The organism is Paenibacillus lentimorbus NRRL B-30488 (assembly GCF_000411595.1).
Taxonomy (GTDB): Bacteria; Bacillota; Bacilli; order Bacillales; family Bacillaceae; genus Bacillus; species Bacillus velezensis.
Map to the genome: position 1 here is coordinate 1 of NZ_ANAT01000020.1, position 22986 is coordinate 22986.

Genomic DNA, 22986 nt, shown 5'->3' on the forward strand with positions numbered 1-22986 from the left:
TTTAAAGAGGCTTGTTTTTTATTTCTCACATGCGATATAGTCTTTATCCCGGTCAAGTCTTTTATTTGCATTGTAAAGCGCTTTTGATACATACGGCTTGTACTTTGTTCTGCCGCCCTTGTTTTTCACTTTCGACGATTTGGCCACGCCGCCTTTATACACCTTATTCAGCGCCTTGCAGTTTTGATACGTTTTACCTTTGTTTTCGCTTCTGCCGTCTTCCCTGCTCCGTATGAACAACCGAACACCAGGCCGAAAGACAAAAGCACAGCTGCCGTCTTTTTCATTTCTATCCTATCCCCTTTCCAGAATCATGTTGTATGGCTGAACATATCATAGTTCAAATAATCTCCATTTACAAGATAAATAGGAAAATAGTTTTAATTTATGTCCGCTCGTATATCTTTTATGGAATTTTTCCCAAAACCTTTTATAATATGAATTGATAGCGCTATCTGACTATGATGATAGGAGGAGAAATGATGATGAAAAAAGGGCTTGTTGCGGGTGTTCTTACTATAGCCGTTCTATTCGGCGCATGTACGGCGGATATTCCGGGGGTGATCAGTCCCAATACGGCGGAAGCGGCGTCCCAGCTCAGTAAAGGAATCGGCGGAAGGGCCTACCTGAACAGCACGGGCTCAGTTCTCGTCACGAAAATTCAGCTTCCAAGCTCGATTCAGGTGTCAAATGGGACAGCCTATATTTACTCAGGATTTACCGGAGGCACAGAGGCTGATATCGGGCTTCAGTACAGCGACACCTATCATGTATGGAAACCGATCATGAAAGTCGGTTCAAAGGGACAAGGCCAGGTCCGGTATCTGGAAGGAGAAAGCCAATTCACTTATACGAAAGGCTTCCGGCCCGGCAGCACCGTACAGCTGACCATTTACAAAAATCTGAACGGCAATACCCGCGCCACATATTGGGGCACGAATAATGACGGATACACCGGCCGCATCATCTCAGAACTCGCCCAAACAAATGTAGGCTCTGTCTCAAAATGGAAAGCGCTCGCCACCGTCGCGGTCACATCAGAGGATCAGCGCCCTTACATCAAATCAAACTTCTCAACAGCCTTTACAAACATCACGATCGACAATAAAGCAGTCACACCTGTGATTGATACACAGGATTTTGCCAAATTGACAGTGTCAGGCAGCAGCGTCAGCATGTCTGTCGTCAAATAAAGAATTTTGAACGCACGATTTCTGTCATCGTGCGTTTCGTGAGGGTCTGCCGGATACGCAAATCCCTTATTTTTCGGAATACGTTTAATAAAAAACAAACAGCCCTCCTCAGGGTTGTTTTTTAACATTTCTTTCATTATTTCCGCCAAAACGCTGAGCAGTCCGCCTTATCCTGGATATTGAATTGAATCATGCTTTCAAGCAGCTCATAATGCACCGGTTCAGTCCATTGAATTCTGAACAAACGGGAAGTAGCGCTGTACCCGGCTTGGGCGATGTCATCGGCAAAATGCGCAATTCCAGCTTCTTCGGGGGAAACACTTACATGATGCTTTGCTGCCGCAAAGCCGATAATAAACGTGCCGTGATCGGTAAACATCGGCGTGTTCCACTTGATCTGCGGTGTTAAACCCGGGAATTGCTCAGCCGTCCACGACAGGATTTCCTCCATTCGCAGACGATGATCAGGGCTGTCGATACTTGATAAATAGTCTTTGAAAACGTCCATGTCTTCCTCCTTCAACATCACGTCCGCTAGCGCCAAAACCCCGGATTTTCAGCTTTTTCCTTGATGTTAAATTCGATGATCTTCTTAAGCAGATCATCGTGCACCGGATCAGTCCACCGAATTCTGAACAGGCGTGAAGAAGCGCTGTACCCGGCTTGGGCGATGTCATCGGCAAAATGCTCCATCGTCTCTTTTTCAGGTAAAATGCTCAAATGATTTTTTGCCGCGGCAAACATAATGATATAGGTGCCGTGATCGGTAAATGTCGGTTTGTTCCACTTGATCTGTGCTTCTAAGTTCGGAAATTGGTCAGCCGTCCACGACAAAATTTCCTCTGCTTTGAGACGGTGATCCGGGTTATCGATTTCTGATACATATTTTGCAAACACATCCATGCCCATCTCTCCTAAAATGAAATATCATTACTCTTTACATCATCATAGCCAACAGACGGACACGATACAACTCTATCCGGGCATGTAAATCGAAAAAAGCCCTTCCCAAAAGGAAAGGGCCCGTCCCTTCACATCACAGCTTTCTCTAATATCTCTCCCCCAGCTCCCGCAAAATAAAGTCGTAGATCATTCTTGTCCGCTCTTCTTTCGGATACAGCATGAATTCCTGCCGCTTCGGGATATGACTGCCCATCCTGTCCTGAAAAGTGGTTCTGAGATAGGCGGTTCTGTAAACCTGATTTTCAAAAGAATGATAGGATACTTCCAGTTCCATCGTTTTGCCGTTTGAGAACGTGACCGCTGTGTCATCAAATGCCGTCGGTTGAAAATCTTTAACGTGCACATGAGATATCCAGCCGCATTGAGGCCTTGCAGAAGAAAGTGTAGGGAATAAAAAGATGTGATTTGAAGGGTCCACCATAATCGGCGGCTTGTGAGAAATTTTAATCGCTTCATATGTTCCCGCTTTTCTCCCGGCATAGCTGGAGCCAAAGTAGCGGCAGCTTCTGTCGATGATGTGAATCGGCTTCATGCTGACATACAGAATGCAGTCTTTTTCAATGACCTTCGACCCCATTTTACCGTCTATTTCCTCAGGCAAAACAGCAATGGTTGAACGATTTACTTCGTAGCTTTCTAAGGGTGCGTGTGTTTTCTGGCACATGATGTGCAGCCTCCAATCCTTTTCTTGAAAATTTATACTAATAATCTATCATCTGTCATTGGAAAACGACAGGTTTTTTTGAATATAGCTAAAAATCACCTTTTAAAGCTGTAATTTAGTCTTAAATTACTATTTAAATATTATTTTTCTTTTTCATTTCACCTCATTTATACAATGATCATTTTCGTTTTTTCGTCAATTTGCAGGATATGTCGATATATTTCCAAGTATTAGTTGTCTAAAGATTATAAAAATTAATTGATTTTTCCGGCCGTTATCCATATACTATAAAAAAGGCATTGGGGGGATTCTTTATGAAAGAGAAAAAGTCGTACACTGAGCTCATGAAGTCCCGCAACACGCAAATAGCAAACGAATTCGATGTGACAATGGCCGATATTTACATTCAAATGGTGCTTGATGAATCCTTGTATAAACGCCGGCTCGCCATGCTGACCATGCAGATTAATAAGGCGCTTGATGATAAAAATAAAGAAGCGTTCCTCACGCTTTCAAAAGAATATGCAGCACTCAAACAGAGTGAATAAGCCAATCCATATGGATTGGCTTTTTTTACATTATCCGTTTACGATGGTGCCGCCGTTCACATGAATCGTCTGTCCCGTGACATAGGAAGAATCATCGCTTGCTAAGTACAAATAGCTCGGCGCCACTTCAACAGGCTCTCCCGGGCGCTGCATCGGCACGTCTGAGCCGAAGACTTCCACTTCCTTCGCCGAGAAGCTCGCCGGGATCAGCGGCGTCCAGATCGGCCCCGGCGCCACTGCGTTTACCCTGATGCCCTGAGTGACAAGAGATTGGGAAAGAGATCTTGTAAACGTGACGATCGCCCCTTTTGTCGCTGAATAGTCAATCAATGTTTTGTGGCCTTTATAGGCGGTAATGGAGGCCGTATTAATGATTGAACTTCCTTTTTTCAGGTGGGGGAGCGCGGCTTTCGTTAAGTAAAACATTGAAAAAATATTCGTCTGAAACGTTCTGATGAGCTGGTGGCTCGTGATTTTCTCAATCCCCGGCTGCACGTGCTGCTCACCTGCGTTGTTGACCAGGATGTCAATGGAAGGAAAGGCTTGGCCCGCCTGGCGGATGACATCGTTGCAAAAGGCTTCGTCGCCGACATCCCCTGCGATCAGCAGACACTTCGCCCCCTCTTTTTCTACGTATTGCTTCGTCTCTTCGGCATCCTGATGCTCATCAAAGTAAACGATGACCACATTAGCACCTTCCTTCGCGAATAAAACGGATACGGCGCGGCCGATCCCACTGTCTCCGCCCGTGATGATCGCCGTTTTCCCTTCAAGTTTTTTCGCCGCTTTCGGTTTGTCAAAAACGGGACGCGGGTCCATTACATATTCAAAGCCCGGCTGCCGGTTTTGATGCTGCGGCGGCAAGGTTTTCTTCTTCTGATTCGCCATTTTGATCACTCCTTTACATTAATTACTATATTATGAGTAATTTGAGCATCTTATACGAATTTCATGTATGAACAGAGCCTTATTGGAAAAATTAAGAATATACAACAGAGGAGGTAAATCTGAATTGACTACTTTTTCAAACGAGGAACCGGCTTCCTATTGGAAAGCAACAGCTGACATTCCTTCCTTTCCCGCCCTCACTGAAGATACGGAATGTGACGTTGCGGTTATCGGCGGAGGAATTACGGGCCTGACAACGGCATACGAACTGACGAAAAGAGGTTTCCGTGTCGCTGTCATTGAAGCAGACCGGATTTTAAACGGGACGACCGCGGGCACGACCGCAAAAATCACCGCCCAGCATGATTTCATCTATGCCGATCTTATTCAGCAGATCGGCCTGACCAGCGCAAGGCTGTATTTCGAAGCCCATCTCCGCGCCATGGAAGACATGAAGCAGATCATCAAGGACCTTTCGATTGACTGCAGACTGATTGAACAAGACGCATATCTTTACACGAATACAGAATCAGGCGTCAAAAAAATCCGCAGTGAGCAGGAAGCTTATACCAAGCTCGGTATTGAACACGAGCTTGTGAAAGAACTTCCCGTCCCCGTTGATTGCAGGCTCGGCCTCGCCATGAAGAATCAGGCGCAATTCCATCCGCTTTTATATGGTGCGGCGCTCGTCAAAGAGATCGTTAAAAACGGGGCGCGGATTTTTGAACAGACGGCTGCGATCGACATAAAAAAGAACCGCAGCCGGAAGTGGTCACGAAAAACAGACACGGCATCAAGTGCAGCTACATTGTCTGCGCTTCCCACTTTCCTTTTTATGACGGAGGCGGGCTTTATGCCGCCAGAATGTATGCCAGCAGATCCTACGTACTCGCGGTAAAACCGAAACAAGCGTATCCGGACGGGATGTATCTCAGCGTAGACAAGCCGTCCAGATCACTGCGATACACCGATTTGAACGGTGAAAAACTGGTGCTTGTCGGCGGTGAAAGCCACAAAACAGGCCAAGGAAAAGAAATGTCCGGGCATTACGAAGCACTGAAACAATTTGCGGAAGACACAATCGGAGTTGAAAGCATCCCATATCATTGGTCTGCACAAGACCTTGTCACCATTGACAAAATTCCGTTCATCGGTCCGATCTCAGGCGATGAAGAACATATTTTGGCGGCGACCGGTTTTAAAAAATGGGGCATGACAAGCTCAGCGCTCGCCGCGAAGCTTTTGGCTGATCATATTCAAAACAAAAGAACCCGTTTTCCGGCCTGTTTATTCCGTCACGTTTCCACGCAGATCCCGGACTGAAAAAGCTGATTTCCTATAATGCCGACGTGGCCAAACACCTTATCTCGGGCAAACTTGAGAGGCCGGACGCTTCGCCTGAGAGTCTTGGGCCCGGGGAGGGAAAAATCGTAACGGTAAACGGCAAACGGGCCGGCGCCTATAAAGATGAAAAAGGCTGTCTGCATCTTGTCGATACGACATGCACCCATTTAGGCTGTGAGGTTGAATGGAATGACGGCGAACGGACGTGGGACTGTCCATGTCACGGGTCCCGGTTCACACCCGACGGCGGGGTTGCCGAAGGTCCCGCCATCAAGCCGCTGAAACGTCTCACCCAAGATTGACTAAACCATTCTGTATGAATGGTTTTATTTTTTTCCGCATTAAAATATTTTTATCAGATTCCTTCATTCAAGTTCCTTCCAAACCGATAAAAAGAAAAAGAGAATATCTGGGGGAACTTATATTGTTATTTAAAAAAGACCGTAAAAAAGAAACAGCATATTTTTCAGAAGCCGATGGAAAAAAACGCATCGCGCTTTCAAATCAATATGCAGATGTCCAAAAACAGCTGAAAATGGTCAGGCTCGGAAACGAAGAACTTCATGTGCTTGAAGAGCTGCAGCCGTTAATTAAAGAACATATCTCAACAATCGTCGATTCCTTTTACCGAAACCTGGATCACGAAAAATCATTAATGACGATCATTAACGACCACAGCACGGTCGAGCGCCTGAAAAAACATTACGGCGTCATATCCATGAGATGTTCGCCGGCACGATTGATGATGAATTCATTGAAAAAAGACAGCGCATCGCTTCCATCCACTTGCGGATCGGCCTTGAACCGAAATGGTATATGGGAGCGTTTCAGGATCTGCTTCTGTCGATGATGAACATATATGAAGCAACCATTCCGGATTTGCATGAGCTTTTAAAAGCGATCAAAGCGACGACGAAAATATTGAATCTTGAACAGCAGCTCGTCCTTGAAGCATTCCAGACTGAATATAACTGCCAGCGTGACGAACAAGAGGAAAAGAAAGCCCGTCTTCATCAGAAAATCCAGGAAACATCCGGATCACTCGCTGATTTGTTTTCAGAAACGAGCAGAGCCGTGCAGGAGCTGGTCGATAAATCTGAGGGCATTTCCGAGGCGTCAAAAGCCGGCACCGTCACTTCCGTACATGTCGAAGAAAAATCAATCGGCGGGAAAAAAGAGCTTGAAAGCCAGCAGCAGCAGATGAATAAAATCGACGCCAGCCTCCTGCAGATTGAAGAAGAAATGGACAAGCTGAATGACATTGCCCAGCAGATCGAAAAAATCTTCGGCATCGTGACGGGGATCGCCGAGCAAACGAATCTCCTGTCACTCAACGCTTCAATAGAATCCGCGAGAGCCGGGGAGCACGGCAAAGGGTTCGCCGTTGTGGCGACGGAGGTAAGGAAGCTTTCAGAGGATACGAAAAAACCGTTTCCACCGTATCAGAGCTTGTGAACAATACCAATACACAAATCAACATCGTGTCCAAACATATTAAAGATGTAAACGGACTTGTAAGCGAAACGAAAGAAAAAATGACGCAGATCAACCGTCTGTTTGATGACATCGTCCAAAGCATGAAAACGAGCAAAGACCAAACAGGCAAAATCGACGTTGATTTGCAGGCCTTTCTCGGCGGCCTTCAAGAAGTCAGCCGCGCCGTTTCCCACGTTGCATCATCCGTTGATTCACTTGTTATCCTTACAGAAGAATAAAGATAAACCGACCGGCCTTTTTCATAAAGGGCCGGTCTTTTTATTGTTAACTTAAAATATAATAGAGTTGACATATGTAAAGACTCGCTTTATTGTATAAACATATTTTGATAAGCTGGAGGAATACATAATGAAATTGACAGAAATGATGCATATTGCCGTGTTTACCGCCATTATGGGACTTTTGGGGCTGCTCCCGCCGCTTTTCTTATCCTTTACGCCGGTTCCGATTACGCTCCAGACGATCGGAGTGCTCTTATCGGGAAGCATCCTAAAACCGAAAGCGGCGTTTTTAAGCCAATTGCTGTTTTTGCTGATTGTGGCATGCGGAGCGCCTCTCCTTTCAGGCGGCAGAGGCGGGTTCGGGGTTTTTTTCGGGCCGAGCGCCGGATATCTCATCGCATATCCGCTGGCGGCATTCCTGCTGAGCCTCAGCATCCAAGGCCTTCGCTCAGCTGCTGTCCCCCATTTGTTTATCAGACAGTTCTTGTTCGGCGTGCTGTTTTTGTATGTCATCGGCATTCCCGTTCAGGCTTTTATGATGCACATTGATATCTTAACTGCCGTAAAGCTCAGCCTCATCTATGTGCCCGGAGATCTGCTTAAAGCGGCCGCAGCCTCATTCGCAGCCGTAAGAATCAGGAAAACTCTTCAAGCAAGCCGGCTTTTGCCGACGAAAGGAAGCTGATTTTAGTCATCATGATTACATCATCATATTCAGATACAGCCGGACAAGCGCCGGAACAGATCGCGATTCAGACAGAAACAGAACAGATCACCTATCAAACTTGGAACAGGCTGGTTAACCAAACCGCAAACTGGCTTGGCAGCCTTTCAGGTAAGCCGGAAAACATTGCAATATTATTGCCGAACGGCATCCCATTTTTACAACTTTTCGCAGGCGCGGCGCATGCCGGCTGCACGGCGGTTCCGTTAGATCCCCGCTCGGCAGCGGCGGAACTCGCGGACCAGCTGCACATCAGCAAAACCGGCCTCGTCATCTGTGACCGCCGGCTGAGGGGCAGACTGGACGGCGTCAAAACGCCTGTCATCCTGTGGGATGAATGCAGGCCTTTGATCGAGGCGGAAAAACGGAAGGCGCTTTTATCAAAAACGACGGCCTGCCCTTTTATACCGGATTCACCTCGGGATCGACCGGTAAGCCGAAAGCCTTCACCCGCTCTCACCGTTCGTGGCTGGAGAGCTTTTCTTGTACGAAACGTGAATTCGGCATTTCCCCTGATGACAAAGTGCTGGTGCCGGGCACGCTGCGCTCATCACACTTTTTATACGGCGCTGTCAGCACTTTGTTTATCGGCGGAACCGTCCTCCTTCAAAGAAAATTCAATCCGGCCGGAATGAAAGACCGGCTCAGACAAGCTGACGTTCTATATACCGTTCCGACAATGACGGACGCCCTGCTCTCACTAGAGGCGTTTCCGGATACACCGCTCAAGGTGATTTCTTCCGGTGCAGACTGGCCCGCTTCGTCTAAACAATCGCTGTCAGAGCGCTATCCCCATTTGCGGTTGTATGATTTTTACGGAACGTCTGAGCTGAGTTTCGTGGCGTTCTTATCGCCTGAAGACAGCGCCCGAAAGCCTGACGCGGCGGGCCGTCCGTTTGAAAATGTTACAATCGAAATCCGCCGGCCCGGCGGGGAACGCTGCATGCCGGGCGAAACGGGGAAGATTTTTGTGAACAGCCCGATGAAATTTTCCGGATACATCAACGGCGCAAAGCCTGATGATTCCGGCTGGATGACGGTTGATGACATGGGATATATCGATCATGAAGGCTATCTTTATATCGAAGGACGTGAAAACGGGATGATCGTATCAGGCGGCCTGAATGTATTCCCGGAAGAGATAGAACGTGTGCTCAACCGCTGTCCGGGCGTCAGAAAAGCGGCCGTCATCGGCATTCCTGATGATTATTGGGGCAGCATCGCCGTTGCGGTGATCGACGGACATGCAAATGTAAAGGAACTGAAGAAACAGTGCCGCGAGCAGCTGGCAGCATATAAAATCCCGAAAAAATGGCTGTTTTCAGAAATACCGGAAACAGCCGGCGGAAAGATCGCCCGTGCCGCCGTACAAAAGCAGGCAAAGGACATGATGGAATGGAAGCTGTAATTACGGATGCGAAGCGGACGATTTTCGCCCGGGAAAACGGCCTGTTAAAAGACTGTCTCCCTGAAGATTTGGCAGCTCCGCTGATCCGACATTTGAGCCGGAACATGCCCGAAGACATTGATGAAGTCCTGCTCGGAAACGCGACGGGCCGCGGCGGGAACCTCGCCCGGCTGTCAGCCTTGGCCGCCGGGCTTCCTTTGAGCGTGTCCGGTACGGCCATCGACAGGCAGTGCGGTTCCGGATTGGACGCCGTGAGAATCGCGTGCCACTTTGTTAAAGCCGGCGCGGGGAGCACATACATCGCGGGAGGAGCGGAGAGCAGCAGCCGTTCCCCTTTCTCATCCCGGGCGCGCTTTTCTCCTGAACACATCGGCGATCCTGATATGGGCATAGCGGCCGAGTATACGGCACAGGCTTACGGCGTAACGAGAAAGATGCAGGACGAATATGCCCTTCTCAGCTATGAACGGAGCGTCAAAGCGCACGAAGACGGCTTGTACCTCCGGGAAATTCTCCCCTGCCACGGATTCGCCTCTGACGAAAATATGCTGAAAAAGCGGAACATGGCGCCTCTCATCGCCCGCGCCAAACCCGTCTTTCAGCCCGGAGGCTCTGTCACCGCCGCCAACAGCTGCGGAATTTCTGACGGGGCGGCGGCAGTTTGTGTGATGGAAGAACAAAAAGCGCGGTCTCTCGGTTTAAAGCCGGGATTGCGTTTTATCGGAAGCGCGGTAAGCGGCGTCCATCCGCATTATCCGTCAGCAGCTCCGGTTTATGCCGTCAAAAAGCTTTTGAAGGAACGGGACCTGTCACCGGATGATATTGATATATACGAAATCAACGAGGCGTTTGCCGTCAAAATATGCGTTTTTTCACAGCAGCTTCAAGTGCCGTATTCTAAAATAAATGTCCGGGGCGGCGCTCTGGCCGTCGGGCATCCGTACGGGGCTTCCGGGGCGGCGCTTGTCACCCGGCTTTTTTATGAAGCAAAAAGACGCCCTGATGCCCGCTATGCAGCAGCAGCGATCGGCAGCGGAGGCGGAGTCGGACTGGCGCTTCTCTTTGAAGTGTTAACGTAACGGCAGTATAATAGATGATATCGATAAAAAATGATCGGAGTGGAGACTTTATGACTGCCGTTTGTTTAGTAAGACATGGAGAGACTGATTGGAATGCCCAAAAGAAGCTTCAAGGCAAATCGGATATTCCGTTAAATGCGACGGGAGAGCGTCAGGCGAAAGAAACAGGAGAGTACTTAAAGGGGTCCGAATGGGATGTCATCGTCTCGAGCCCGATGAAACGGGCCAGAAAAACGGCTGACATTATTAACGGGTTTTTGAATCTTCCCATTGTCGTCATGGAAGATTTCAGAGAACGGAGCTACGGTGATACGGAAGGAATGTCTTTGCCGGAACGGTCGAAGCGCTACCCGGATAAAAACTACCCGAACATGGAGACCGCAGAAGAGCTGACAGACAGAATGCTTACCGGTTTAGTGAAAGTTCAGGAGCGGTTTCCTGAGCAAAAAGTACTGATCGTCGCTCACGGCGCAGCCATTCACGCCCTCTTGTCCGCCATTTCTGACGGTGATACCGGCATACAAAACGCAAAGCTTGTCAATGCGTGCCTGAGCAATATCGAACGAATTGAAAATAAGTGGCGCGTCAAAGATTACAATGTAAGCAGCCACCTATCAGAATCATAACAAAAAGGCCCGAATTCAGTTTTGGGCCTTTTTAGCGAGCATTTTTTTCTGCAGATCATGTAATACGGCGTCCGCACCGTCAATGCTCCGGCGCTCCGTCCATACCGCCCTGTCCGCGCGGTAAACGCGGCCGTTTTTTACGGCAGTCAGCTGTTTCCAAAGGTGATTTTTTTCGAGTTCTTTCTCACCGTCCAGCAGTACGATGTAATCAGGATCGATATGCAAAAGCTGCCCGGGCGTCATTTTGATAGAGTCTGATTTCCCGCCGGAATCCGTCTGGACCGCATATGTAAACCCTGCGAGCGCCAAAAGCCGGGACGTAAAAAACTGATCATCCTTTACGGAAATGCTGCCATTTGCAGCGTCAATTAATAAAATCGTGCCGCCTTCTGCATCCAGCTTTCTTTTGATGTCATTCAGCTTTTCTTCCTGAGCCGACAATTGTTTCTCTATGATGCCCTCTTTACCGACCGCCTTTTCAATGGTAAGGGCAGCATCAACCACATCCTGATAATCCGCAGCTTCATTTTTCAAAGCGATTGTCGGAGCGATCTTTGTCAGCTCATGGTATATCCCCCTGTGCAGGCTTGAGTCTGCAATGATGAGATCGGGTTTTAACGAAGTGACCTTTTTCAAATCGGGATGTGACGGGGGCCCGACGGACGGACTGCCGTCGTTTCGCTCTTTCCGGTTATCCGCCGCGGCCGCCGGCTTTATGCCGAGATCATGGAGGGTGTCAATAAAGCCCTCATTCAATACGGCGATGCGCTGCGGGTGCGCAGCCACATGCGCCGTCCCCAGATCGTGCCTGACGGCGGTTTCATGTTCCTGTTCTGAGCATGCCGTTATGAAGAGAACGGATAAGATCATCAGCATACTGAAAATTGGTTTCATCTGTTCCCCCTCTTTCGTTTTTCCGCAATTATATCATTGACAATATAAGTATCAATGATATTCAATATCATTATTTTCATAAAATGGTTTCACAGCTTTCTCCGTCAAGAAAGCCAAAGACTGATTCATGCCGGCCGCTTTATTTCATTCCGCTTTCGTTTCCATCAGACTTCTGCATTCAACAAAAGGTGACATTTATCCTGTTTTTGCCGCAGCTTCTAAAAATGGAATCAAACCGTTCGACCCAGTAAACAAGAGAGCGATTGCGGCTGTGTACAAATACTCATGTCCTTCCATCGGTTTTTTCCATTAAAATTTAAATATTTCGGGTTCCTATTAAACGAAAGAGAGATGATATACCTAAATAGAAATAAAACAAACTGAAAAAAATTGGGTCTACTAAAATATTATTCCATACTATACAATTAATCCACAGAATAATCTGTCTATTGGTTATTCTGCAAATGAAAAAAGGAGTGGATAAAGAGTGAGAGGCAAAAAGGTATGGATCAGTTTGCTGTTTGCTTTAGCGTTAATCTTTACGATGGCGTTCGGCAGCACGACTTCTGCCCAGGCTGCAGGGAAATCAAACGGGGAAAAGAAATATATTGTCGGATTTAAGCAGACAATGAGCACGATGAGCGCCGCCAAGAAAAAAGATGTCATTTCTGAAAAAGGCGGGAAAGTGCAAAAGCAATTCAAATATGTAGACGCAGCTTCAGCTACATTAAATGAAAAAGCTGTAAAAGAGCTGAAAAAAGACCCTAGCGTCGCTTACGTTGAAGAAGATCACGTTGCACAGGCGTACGCGCAGTCCGTGCCTTACGGCGTATCACAGATTAAAGCCCCTGCTCTGCACTCTCAAGGCTTCACCGGATCAAATGTTAAAGTAGCGGTTATCGACAGCGGTATCGATTCTTCTCATCCTGATTTAAAGGTAGCAGGCGGAGCCAGCATGGTTCCTTCTGAAACAAATCCTTTCCAAGACAACAACTCTCACGGAACTCACGTTGCCGGTACAGTTGCGGCTCTTAATAACTCAGTCGGTGTATTAGGCGTTGCGCCAAGCGCATCTCTTTACGCGGTAAAAGTTCTCGGCGCTGACGGTTCCGGCCAGTACAGCTGGATCATTAACGGAATTGAGTGGGCGATCGCAAACAATATGGACGTTATTAACATGAGCCTCGGCGGACCTTCTGGTTCTGCAGCGTTAAAAGCGGCAGTTGACAAAGCCGTTGCTTCCGGCGTCGTAGTGGTTGCGGCAGCCGGTAACGAAGGCACTTCCGGCGGCTCAAGCACAGTGGGCTACCCTGGTAAATACCCTTCTGTCATTGCGGTAGGCGCTGTTAACAGCAGCAACCAAAGAGCATCTTTCTCAAGCGTAGGTTCTGAGCTTGATGTCATGGCACCAGGCGTCTCTATCCAAAGCACGCTTCCTGGAAACAAATACGGTGCGTACAATGGTACGTCAATGGCATCTCCGCACGTTGCCGGAGCGGCTGCTTTGATTCTTTCTAAGCATCCGAACTGGACAAACACTCAAGTCCGCAGCAGTTTAGAAAACACCACTACAAAACTTGGTGATGCTTTCTACTACGGAAAAGGGCTGATCAACGTACAGGCGGCAGCTCAGTAAAACATAAAAAACCGGCGTCGGCCATGGCCCCGCCGGTTTTTTATTATTTTTCTTCCTCCGCATGTTCAATCCGCTCCATGATCGACGGGTGGCTCCCTCTGAAAATTTTGACGAGAAACGGCGGGTTGACCCGGCTCAGTCCCGTATCGGCCAAGTCCTGAAACGTCTCAATCGCCGCTTCCCGGTTTCCGGTCAGCTCGATGCCGTAACGGTCGGCGGCGTTTTCCTGATACCGGGAGACGGCGTTCGTAATCGGATCAGAAGCAAAACTGAGAACGGATATGAGCAGCAATAACAGCGGAAGGGCGGCCAGATCTTCAGGCCCCTTTATATGAAGCATTCGGCCGAAGAATTTGGACAGCCGCTTATAAAGCTTGTCAATGATATAGAACCCGGCTAATGACAGCAGCAGATACCCGGCCAGTCCGATGTACACGTGCTTCATCACATAGTGCCCCATCTCATGCCCCATAATGAACAAAATTTCCCGATCCTTCAGTTTGTTAAGCGTCGTATCCCACAAAACGATCCGCTTATTCGAACCGATGCCCGTCACATACGCATTCAGCGCATTCGTTTTCTCCGACATATTTACTTCATACACATGGCTGGCCGGAATGTCGGCCTTGTCGGCCAGCGACAAAATTTTGCTTTCCAGCTCCTTGTCTTTCAGCGGATAGAAATCATTGTATAAAGGATCAATCACGACCGGCTGCAGGAAAACAAAACAGGGTAAACGGCACAGTAAGACACCAAGCGTAAAACCACCATTTTTTGTATGCTTTGTGATCAGCCAGTAAAACACAAGCACACACACGGCAAACAGCGGAAAACTGATCCAGAAATCAATGACATGGTCTCTTATCCAGCTTGCTGCTGTCTGCGTCGAAATATGATACGCAAGCGAAACCCGATATCCGATCCACTCTAGCGGAAGTGAAGCCGCCGTAACGATGAGTGAAATCACAAATACGAAGCTTACGATTTGCAGCACCCGAAAGCGCACCGCTGCTTCCAGCCAATGCTTTATTTTTTTGGCAAGCCCCGTAATGAGCAGCAGAAAAAATAAAAACCAATCTAACGGCGCTCCGATGAAAAATAAAAAATCCTTTACATTTGAAAAGTTTTCAGCGGCTGCCAGGCGGCCCGGGTCCATAAACGAGGACGGATCGGCTTTTGTTCCCTTTACGGCCTCCGGGACGGCGGAGTCTCCTGTCATAAAGAAATACCAATAGAAAAAAAGGCCGTACAGCACATAGGCAAGTCCCGCTGCCGCTATCCATTTGCGCATGGAAGTCTCCCTCCTTAGCCTTATGACTTACTCCTATTGTAAGCATAAATGCAAATAAATAGAACCAAGCCTCCGAAACGGATGTTAATCTTTTCACAACAGAAAAGAATGGAACAACAGGAAGCGGGAAAGACTAAAAGACGGAGTGATGAATATGAAAAAAATAATCGCGTTTATTGTAGTAATCGCCCTTTTGGTTATTGCTTTCTTCTATGTATACAGCCGGACCGGCGATGTGTTTCCATCAAGTAACGCAGATCTAATTATTCTGTCAGAGCACGGAAAAAAAGAAATCAAAATTAAAGACAGGCAGAATGTAAAAGATATGCTCGATATCTTGAACCAAGGAAAACAAGTCAAACTGACCAAAAGCGTGTCTCCCGATTACGACGGAACGGTCAAATACCATGAAGACCGTTTTGATTCATTCAGCATGTGGCTCGAAAGCGGCAATTATATAATGTACAAGCATAAAAACACGTATTACAAACTGACCCGGCATGATACGAAGCTTGTGCAAAGCATCATCAAGGAAGAATCGCAGAGCTGACCGGATCAGCATGTAAAAGCGAAGCCCCCGGCTTCGCTTTTCGTCCGTCATTTCGGAAGCATGTCCCGGACCGCCCGTCTCAGCAGCTTCCCGGTCGCGTTCTTCGGAATCTCATCAAGAAAAACCACTTCCGCCGGCCGCTTATATTTTGCCAAATGTGTTTCACAGTAATCAAAAACCGCCTGCTCTGTCAGCTCACCGTCCCCAGGCACTATATAAGCATGCACCGCTTCCCCCGTTTTGGCGTCAGGAACGCCGATGACCACGGCTTCTTTAATGCCCTCATGGCTGTAGAGCACTTCTTCTACTTCGCGCGGATAGACGTTGTATCCGCCGACGAGAATCATATCTTTTTTTCTGTCGACGATATAAAAATAACCGTCTTCGTCGCGCTTCGCCAAATCACCCGTGTACAGCCAGCCGTCTTTCAGCGCGTGCTCCGTCTCCTCGGGCATCTTGTAATAGCCTTTCATCACATTCGGCCCTTTCACGATCAATTCTCCCACTTGATGGTCGGGCAATTCGCGTCCGAGCGTATCGACGACTTTATTTTCGACATGTAAAATATTCGTCCCGATCGAGCCGGGCTTTCTCCCCCGGTCAAACGGATTAAAACAAGTAACCGGAGACGCTTCAGAAAGTCCGTACCCCTCCAGAATGGTGACGTCAAAGGTTTGTTCAAACGTCTGCAACAGAGCGACCGGCATGGAGGCCCCGCCTGAAATGCACAGTCTGACGGACGCAAAATCCTCCGCCTTGCCGTGCTCGTATTGATACAGATAGTTATACATCGTCGGAACGCCGGCAAAAATGGTTGCCTGTCGGCTTTTAATCAGTTTAAACACAGAAGCCGGGCTGAATTGCGGCTCGATTAAGACACACGCTCCGCTCATCAGAGGCGCATTCATACAAACGGTTAAACAAAAAACGTGAAACATCGGCAATGCCGCTACAATTTTGTCTTTCTCATTCATTCCTAAGTATCCGGCGACATCATTTGCATTGGAGAAAAGATTCTGATGGGTGAGCATGGCGCCTTTCGGTTTTCCGGTCGTCCCTGAGGTGTATAAAATGACGGCAGTATCGTCTTTGGACAATGTCGGATAAGTTCTGCTGCGCTCCGCCGGGCGGAGCATTTTTGTAAACGTTGTCATTTTTAAGCGCAATTGAGGGTCTTCTGTCGATGGAGCGTTCTCTGCTGTCTGGCTGATAATGATATGCTCCAGCAGCGGCAGCGAGCCGTGCAGGCTTTCAAATACGGGAATTAATAGGTCGATGCCGGCGATCGCTTTGACATCGCCGTTTTTCAGCATGTATGCGATTTCTGAAGGTGTGTATGCCGGATTAACAGGTATGACGACAATTCCCGCTTTTAACGCGCCGAAAAACGCAATAACAAAGTCAGGCGTATTTCCGAGCAGCAGCGCGAGATGATCCCCTTTTTTCAGTCCCCTGTCCTCCAAGCCGTTTGCAAATGCTTTGATTTTACCTGCCAGCTCCTCATACGTCATGTACTGATCTTGAAACAGACAAGCTGGTTTTTCCGGTTTCTGCGATGCCGTTTCTTCCAATTTGGAAACCAGATTCATTTTCCCACCCCTTTAAAAATATAATGAATGAATAGTCATTCATTTATCCGGAATAAACGTTCACTTTTATTATAGAAAAATATAGAAAAACACTCAAGGGCAAAAAGCCCCGAGTGCCTGAAAACCGGAAACTATAATTGTTTCAGCGCTTCACTGACCGGCGTGCCGCCTGCTGTCAGATCGAACGCTTTTTCATACGTATTCGGTTCATCAAGGGATGCGATAACGGTCTTGGCGACATCGTCTCTTGAAATGGAGCCTCTTTCTAAATCGGCTGCGGCTTTGATATTTCCCGTGCCGGGATCATTTAATAACCCGCCCGGCCGGATAATCGTATACGTCAGACCGCTCGCTTCAAGAATTTTATCCGCATAATGCTTTGCGGCATAATACGGCTTCAGCGCTTCATTCCAATTGTCGCGGTTATGAGCCTGAAGGGCGCTTACCATAATGAACCGCTTGATGCCGGCTTTCTTTGCCGCTTCTATCGCTTTCGCCGCTCCGTCAAGATCAATCAAAAGCGTCTTATCGTATCCGGTGCTTCCTCCTGATCCGGCGGTAAACACAATCGCGTCACAGCCTTCAGCGGCTTTCGCGATGTCTTCCGTGCTTCCTTCCAAATCTGCAAGAACGGCTTCTGTTCCCGCGGCTTGAAGCGCTTCTTTCTGCTCTTCTTTCCGGACCATCGCCCGCAGCGTATGCGTGCCGTCTTTTTGAAACAGCCCGGTCAGACGCTGTCCGATCTGTCCGTTTGCTCCGATGAGAAATACTTTCATCATGATCCCTCCCCATTCATTATGGTTCTATCATTTCACAAAAACGGGCGCTGATTCAAATCATGCGTTCGGCAAATGTTCTAATAAATCAGCTCGAGGAAATCTTCCAGCTCTATTTTGCCGAAATACTGTTTCAGATCGATTCCGGCCAGCGCCTCCCTGATAGCGGTTCTGTCATACTGTTTTCCGGTCAGCGCCTGTTCGACTTCACTCACATCTTTCGCACCGAAGAAATCACCGAAAATTTTGCAGTCCTGAATGATTCCTTTTTTCACTTCAAGACGCAGATCAATCGATCCGACCGGATAACGTTTCGAATGCTGAAGGTTGAATGCGGGCGACCTGCCGAAATTCCAGTCCCAGTTTTGATAGCGCTCTTCGGAAATCTTCCGGATCGCTTTCCAGTCTTCATCGGTCAGTTTATATTCCGGCACTTCGGAGAGATCATTTGTATTAAAAATATGGTGAAGCAGATGCTTTTTGAATTCGTCCGCCGTCATTTTGTCATCAAGAAACTCGCTGATGTTGGCGACACGGCTTCTGATTGACTTAATGCCTTTTGATTCGATTTTGTCTTTTTTCACTTTCAAGGCTGACACGACATGATCAATGGCGGAATCCAGCATTAATGTTCCATGGCTGAAAATACGCCCTTTCGTCGAAAATTGAGCGTTGCCGGAAATTTTTCTGCCGTCCGCGACGATGTCGTTTCGGCCGCTTAATTCAGCTTCCACACCGAGCTGGCGCAGCGCCTGAATAACGGGTTCGGTGAATTTTTAAAATTGTGAAAGCTGTCGCCGTCATCCTTGGTGATAAAACTGAAATTCAGATTCCCGAGGTCATGGTAAACCGCGCCGCCTCCTGACAGCCTGCGGACGACGATGATTCCGTTATCTTCTACGTATTTCGTATTGATTTCTTCTATTGTGTTTTGGTTCTTCCCGATGATAATCGACGGCTGATTGACATAAAACAGCAGGTATGTCTGTTCAGGGTCGAGATGCTTCACGCAATATTCCTCGATCGCGAGGTTGATCCTCGGGTCGGTTATGTTTTGGTTGTCGATAAATAACATGGTGCTCCTCCTTTATTTCTCCCACTTCAATCCGGAAGCGGCGATTGTCACTTCGCCCCCGAACACGGATTCCGCTTCTTCTTTCAGCTTCCGGTGCTCGCCGAAATGAGGCAGATGTGTGAGAATCAGCTCCCCCGCTCCGGCCTCCTCCGCGATACGTCCGGCTTCCAAACTGTTCATATGGCCGGCTGACGTGCCGTCCTGGTCCGCGTAAAAATTGCACTCGCAGATCAGCAGATCGGCATTTTCCGCAAACGGGATAAACGCGTCCTGGTAGCTTGAATCAGCCGTATACACAACAGAAGCTGCACCGTCAGTAATCCGCATCGCATAACAAGTGACCGGATGCACCGTTTTCAGAAAGGTAATGGTGAACGGCCCGGCAGAAAGCGGGCGGCCCGGCTGATAGGCCACTCCTTTTGTATGCGTTTTATATGTAAGACGCTCAAACTGTTCTATATCAGCATCATGCCCGTAAATCGGCAGTGCATGCGTCCCTTTTCCGAGAAAGGAGCCGACCTGTTTGGCAAATTGAAGCGGCCCGATATCAGCGATATGATCATGGTGATAATGGGACAAAATGACGGCATCAAGCTCTTCTGCCGGAACATAGGCAAACAGCTTCGATAATACGGCGCTTCCGCAATCAACGAGCAGAGAATAGCCGCCGGACTGAAACAGATAGCCTGAAGTTGCTTCGTTTGCGGCCGGAAACCCGCCGCAGCATCCAATAACTGTAACTTTCATATGACCCTCCGAATGTTTATGATAAAAAGATCCTTTCCTCCAATATACCTATTTTTCGTACAAATTGCATGTTTTAAACATTGTGCCAAAACAGCCGTTGATTTTCCGAAACTGTTATAATACAATGTAGAGACAAAACAATGAAAGAGGGATGGGTATGTTGGAAAAGATGTCGGATTTTTTCAGAAATTTACCCGGTAAGAAATGCGAAGAATGCGGAAATGAGATTGTTGAGCAGTATGAGTGTCACATTAATTTGTGCAATGACTGCTTGAAAATTAAGGATATGTGACAATAGGGCGCCGCACAATTCTAAATTGTGCGGCGCCCGTTTTTTTCGGCCGTCATCATACTTTCTGAATAGGGATTTATTCACCATTATTAGCAATTATCTGTACGTTTTAAAAGATTCAGTATTTTCAATCTATATTTTTCTATAGACGGATTGTTTTCTTTTCTATTATAATTTGTTCTAATAGCTATCTTTTTAGATACTTATTGCACTTTTTTCTTCGGGAGGTAATCTATGAAAAAATTACGCTTTGGACTAGCGACGCAAATTTTCGTCGGACTCATACTAGGGGTTGTAGTCGGTGTCATCTGGTACGGCAATCCTGCCATTCCAACATATTTACAGCCTATCGGCGATTTGTTTTTACGCTTAATCAAAATGATAGTGATTCCAATTGTCGTCTCCAGCTTAATCATCGGCGTTGCCGGCGCGGGAAGCGGAAAACAAGTCGGAAAATTAGGCTTCAAAACGATTTTGTATTTTGAGATCATTACCACTTTTGCCATTATTCTCGGGCTGGCTTTGGCGAATCTGTTTCATCCGGGAACAGGCGTTAATATACATGAAGCTCAAAAAACAGATATCAGTCAATATGTTGAAACAGAAAAAGAACAAAATAGTAAATCCATCGCAGACACATTCCTGCATATCGTACCGACAAACTTCTTCCAATCATTGGCCGAAGGAGATCTGCTTGCCATCATCTGCTTTACCGTGCTGTTTGCACTCGGCATCTCGGCAATCGGTGAAAAAGGAAAGCCCGTATTGGCCTTCTTTGAAGGTGTTTCTCATGCGATGTTCCATGTTGTGAACCTCGTCATGAAAGTTGCGCCGTTTGGTGTTTTTGCGTTGATTGGTGTTACCGTTTCCAAATTTGGGCTCAGTTCCCTGCTTTCACTCGGTAAACTGGTCGGTTTAGTATATGTAGCTTTGGCTTTCTTTCTCATTGTTGTATTCGGAATCGTCGGAAAGCTTGCCGGAGTAAACATTTTCAAATTCCTCGCCTATATGAAGGATGAAATTTTATTGGCGTTCAGTACGTCAAGCTCCGAAACCGTACTCCCCCGCGTTATGGAAAAAATGGAGAAAATCGGCTGTCCGAAAGGTATTGTTTCCTTTGTTGTGCCGATCGGATATACCTTTAACTTAGACGGATCTGTGCTGTACCAATCTATCGCCGCTTTATTCCTCGCTCAGGTATACCACATTGACTTGTCCATTTGGCAGCAGATTACCCTTGTGCTTGTCTTGATGGTCACTTCCAAAGGAATGGCTGCCGTGCCCGGGACTTCTTTCGTCGTCCTGCTTGCGACATTAGGCGCATTCAACATTCCTGCAGAAGGCCTTGCATTCATCGCCGGTGTTGACCGGATTATGGACATGGCCCGTACGGTCGTCAATCTGACCGGAAACGCGCTGGCATCCGTTGTGATGTCAAAATGGGAAGGCCAGTATGATCCCGTTAAAGGCGCGAAGGTCATGAGCCTCGCCAAAACAGAACAAAACACAACCATCTCAGGTTAAAATGAAAACCCTGCACGGAATGATTTCCGCGCAGGGTTTTTTATGCCATCGGCGATAGAACGTACCGGTGCAAAAGCTTCGCCGTATTAAGAAGCGATAATTCATGCGTGCGTTCAAAAGCGTGTGAAGCGTCAATTCCCGGGCCGATCAGCCCGTGGACGATGTCATGGCCCGAACGGATGGCTGCTGAGGCATCAGAACCGTAATACGGATAAATATCAAGCTGATAATCAATGCCATAGCGCTCCGCAAGCCCGGCCAGATGCTTTCTGAGCTGATAATGGTACGGGCCGCTCGCATCTTTCACGCAAATGGAGACGGTATATTCATCCGTAGACTGGCCGTCGCCGATCGCTCCCATATCAACAGCCAAGTATTCGACGGTCTCAGGAGGAATGTTGGAATTGCCGCCGTAGCCGATTTCTTCATTATTAGAAATCAGAAAATGCGTCGTATACGGAAGTTCGAGTTTCTCTTCCGTGATGCGGCGGATTAAATTCAAGAGCAGAGCCACGCTCGCTTTGTCATCAAGATGACGGGACTTAATAAAGCCGCTCGGCGTAATCTGCACACGCGGGTCAAATGAGATGAAATCGCCGACCCTGATGCCGAGATCGGACGTCTCTTCCTTCGTCCGGACAGGTTCATCAAGGCGGACTTCCATATTCTCCTGATTCCGCTCTGCCTTACCGGCGTCCTTATAGACGTGCACTGAAGTCTGATGCATTAAGATGGTACCTGTATAGGTTTTGCCGGAAGAAGTTTGAATCTCGCAATATTCCCCTTCAATTGAGTGATATCGGAAGCCGCCGATCAAGTCAATCTTCAGCCGGCCGTCCGCCTTTATTTCCTTTACCATCGCGCCGAGCGTATCGACATGCGCCGTCAGCAATCTGTGTTTCTTGTCATCACGGCCGGGAATTGTGACAAAAAGACCGCCTTTACGGTTTCTGTAAGAGGAGACGCCCCATTCTTTTAAAAGACTTTCTGTATAGGCGATAACCTCGTATGTATTGCCCGTCGGACTCGGAATCGACACCAGTTCTTTAATCAGTTCCATCGTATGTTTCATATTTGCCACAGGTCATTCCTCCTATCAATTTTATTCTTCTTAAAATATACTCTTTTGATCCATAACCCGTCCAATCTTTTCCTGCTCTTTTTTCATAGAATGAAGGGAGCATGAGCATAGGAGGGAAATGTATGATCAGCCGTAAACCGCACAAGCGGAAAAGGTTTCATAATGATTGGTTTGAGGATGATTGGTCTGGTGCAGCCTTCTGGTGCTGTAAAAAAGAAAAAGATCACTGTAAAAAGAAAAAAGAAGACCCTTGTAAAAAGAAGAAAGAAAAAAGAAGCATCATCATTCATGCCGCCGCTGCTGCCGTCATTGGTAATCGTTCACACAAGCCCGTTTTACAAATAGATTTCTCATGCTCCCCAAACAGCGGATGCTG

General features: G+C 47.5%; 19 protein-coding genes and 6 pseudogenes. 13 read left to right on the plus strand and 12 right to left on the minus strand.

The features are described 5' to 3' along the window. Positions 1-18: 18 nt before the first annotated feature. Positions 19-287 (minus strand): annotated as a pseudogene (locus D368_RS11355) (excalibur calcium-binding domain-containing protein). A gap of 195 nt (positions 288-482) precedes the next feature. Here D368_RS11355 and D368_RS11360 point away from each other — a divergent pair. Beyond that, positions 483-1193 carry a YrpD family protein gene (locus D368_RS11360; RefSeq protein ID WP_128574809.1) on the plus strand — a complete coding sequence of 237 codons (711 nt, stop codon included), beginning with the start codon at positions 483-485 and terminating at the stop codon, positions 1191-1193. 136 nt (positions 1194-1329) lie between these two features. Here D368_RS11360 and D368_RS11365 read toward each other — a convergent pair whose 3' ends face one another. From D368_RS11365 to D368_RS11375, 3 genes are all read right to left on the minus strand, one after another. Next, positions 1330-1701, minus strand: a complete 372-nt coding sequence (locus D368_RS11365; protein ID WP_063174180.1) for an iron chaperone — start codon at positions 1699-1701, stop codon at positions 1330-1332. Positions 1702-1727: 26 nt separating this feature from the next. After that, complete coding sequence (locus tag D368_RS11370; protein WP_063174179.1) at positions 1728-2096, minus strand: iron chaperone; 369 nt, start codon at positions 2094-2096, stop codon at positions 1728-1730. 145 nt (positions 2097-2241) lie between these two features. Further along, entirely contained in the window at positions 2242-2820 is a 579-nt protein-coding gene (locus D368_RS11375; RefSeq protein WP_003155179.1) for a competence protein ComK, read from the minus strand. Positions 2821-3134: 314 nt separating this feature from the next. On the opposite strand from D368_RS11375, the gene D368_RS11380 reads away from it, so the two are divergent. Further along, a complete protein-coding gene (locus D368_RS11380; RefSeq protein WP_012117233.1) occupies positions 3135-3368 on the plus strand; it encodes an IDEAL domain-containing protein in 234 nt (77 codons plus the stop codon). Positions 3369-3398: 30 nt separating this feature from the next. Here the strand turns inward: D368_RS11380 and D368_RS11385 are convergent, their stop codons facing one another. Then, a complete protein-coding gene (locus tag D368_RS11385) occupies positions 3399-4256 on the minus strand; it encodes an SDR family oxidoreductase (RefSeq protein ID WP_007610477.1) in 858 nt (285 codons plus the stop codon). Positions 4257-4380: 124 nt separating this feature from the next. Between D368_RS11385 and D368_RS11390 the strand changes: the two are divergent. The 6 genes and pseudogenes from D368_RS11390 (at position 4381) to D368_RS11415 (ending at position 11155) form a co-directional block, all read left to right on the plus strand. Further along, positions 4381-5902 (plus strand): annotated as a pseudogene (locus D368_RS11390) (FAD-dependent oxidoreductase). Between the two features lie 122 nt (positions 5903-6024). Continuing rightward, a pseudogene (hemAT, locus tag D368_RS11395) lies at positions 6025-7315 on the plus strand (heme-based aerotactic transducer HemAT). Between the two features lie 130 nt (positions 7316-7445). Further along, complete coding sequence (locus D368_RS11400) at positions 7446-8003, plus strand: biotin transporter BioY (protein ID WP_029973185.1); 558 nt, start codon at positions 7446-7448, stop codon at positions 8001-8003. Positions 8004-8011: 8 nt separating this feature from the next. Next, positions 8012-9450 (plus strand): annotated as a pseudogene (locus D368_RS11405) (acyl-CoA synthetase). Then, entirely contained in the window at positions 9438-10529 is a 1092-nt protein-coding gene (locus D368_RS11410) for an acetyl-CoA C-acyltransferase (protein WP_101562868.1), read from the plus strand. Before D368_RS11405 ends, D368_RS11410 begins: the two are co-directional and overlap by 13 nt. Before the next feature lie 50 nt (positions 10530-10579). Continuing rightward, the gene (locus D368_RS11415; RefSeq protein WP_128574810.1) at positions 10580-11155 is read left to right on the plus strand and encodes a histidine phosphatase family protein; all 576 of its coding nucleotides are present in this window, start codon (positions 10580-10582) and stop codon (positions 11153-11155) included. A 15-nt stretch (positions 11156-11170) separates the two neighbouring features. On the opposite strand, the gene D368_RS11420 is transcribed toward D368_RS11415, so the two are convergent. Continuing rightward, a complete protein-coding gene (locus D368_RS11420) occupies positions 11171-12049 on the minus strand; it encodes an ABC transporter substrate-binding protein (protein WP_128574811.1) in 879 nt (292 codons plus the stop codon). Positions 12050-12536: 487 nt separating this feature from the next. On the opposite strand from D368_RS11420, the gene D368_RS11430 reads away from it, so the two are divergent. Continuing rightward, positions 12537-13685, plus strand: a complete 1149-nt coding sequence (locus D368_RS11430; RefSeq protein WP_077722018.1) for a S8 family peptidase — start codon at positions 12537-12539, stop codon at positions 13683-13685. 43 nt (positions 13686-13728) lie between these two features. Here D368_RS11430 and D368_RS11435 read toward each other — a convergent pair whose 3' ends face one another. Further along, positions 13729-14976, minus strand: a complete 1248-nt coding sequence (locus D368_RS11435; RefSeq protein WP_486129254.1) for a M48 family metallopeptidase — start codon at positions 14974-14976, stop codon at positions 13729-13731. A gap of 154 nt (positions 14977-15130) precedes the next feature. Between D368_RS11435 and D368_RS11440 the strand changes: the two genes are divergently transcribed. Continuing rightward, a complete protein-coding gene (locus D368_RS11440; protein ID WP_063174170.1) occupies positions 15131-15526 on the plus strand; it encodes a YhfM domain-containing protein in 396 nt (131 codons plus the stop codon). Positions 15527-15573: 47 nt separating this feature from the next. Here D368_RS11440 and D368_RS11445 read toward each other — a convergent pair whose 3' ends face one another. From D368_RS11445 to D368_RS11460, 4 genes and pseudogenes are all read right to left on the minus strand, one after another. Beyond that, a complete protein-coding gene (locus D368_RS11445) occupies positions 15574-17115 on the minus strand; it encodes a fatty acid--CoA ligase family protein (protein WP_007409202.1) in 1542 nt (513 codons plus the stop codon). A gap of 131 nt (positions 17116-17246) precedes the next feature. Beyond that, complete coding sequence (locus D368_RS11450) at positions 17247-17891, minus strand: SDR family oxidoreductase (RefSeq protein ID WP_003155203.1); 645 nt, start codon at positions 17889-17891, stop codon at positions 17247-17249. An 80-nt stretch (positions 17892-17971) separates the two neighbouring features. Next, positions 17972-18966: pseudogene (lplA, locus tag D368_RS11455) on the minus strand (lipoate--protein ligase). A 12-nt stretch (positions 18967-18978) separates the two neighbouring features. Beyond that, the gene (locus D368_RS11460; RefSeq protein ID WP_071392033.1) at positions 18979-19713 is read right to left on the minus strand and encodes an MBL fold metallo-hydrolase; all 735 of its coding nucleotides are present in this window, start codon (positions 19711-19713) and stop codon (positions 18979-18981) included. Positions 19714-19882: 169 nt separating this feature from the next. Here D368_RS11460 and yhfH point away from each other — a divergent pair, with 169 nt between their 5' ends. Both yhfH and gltT read left to right on the plus strand, forming a co-directional pair. Beyond that, the gene (gene yhfH, locus D368_RS11465) at positions 19883-20005 is read left to right on the plus strand and encodes a protein YhfH (RefSeq protein ID WP_370465857.1); all 123 of its coding nucleotides are present in this window, start codon (positions 19883-19885) and stop codon (positions 20003-20005) included. Positions 20006-20239: 234 nt separating this feature from the next. Continuing rightward, positions 20240-21529, plus strand: a complete 1290-nt coding sequence (gene gltT / locus D368_RS11470) for a glutamate/proton symporter GltT (protein ID WP_071392034.1) — start codon at positions 20240-20242, stop codon at positions 21527-21529. Positions 21530-21569: 40 nt separating this feature from the next. On the opposite strand, the gene D368_RS11475 is transcribed toward gltT, so the two are convergent. Continuing rightward, on the minus strand, positions 21570-22601 hold the full coding sequence (locus tag D368_RS11475) for a M42 family metallopeptidase (protein ID WP_395429546.1): 1032 nt from the start codon (positions 22599-22601) through the stop codon (positions 21570-21572). 131 nt (positions 22602-22732) lie between these two features. On the opposite strand from D368_RS11475, the pseudogene D368_RS11480 reads away from it, so the two are divergent. Then, positions 22733-22926, plus strand: a pseudogene (locus tag D368_RS11480) (hypothetical protein). Positions 22927-22986: the final 60 nt, after the last annotated feature.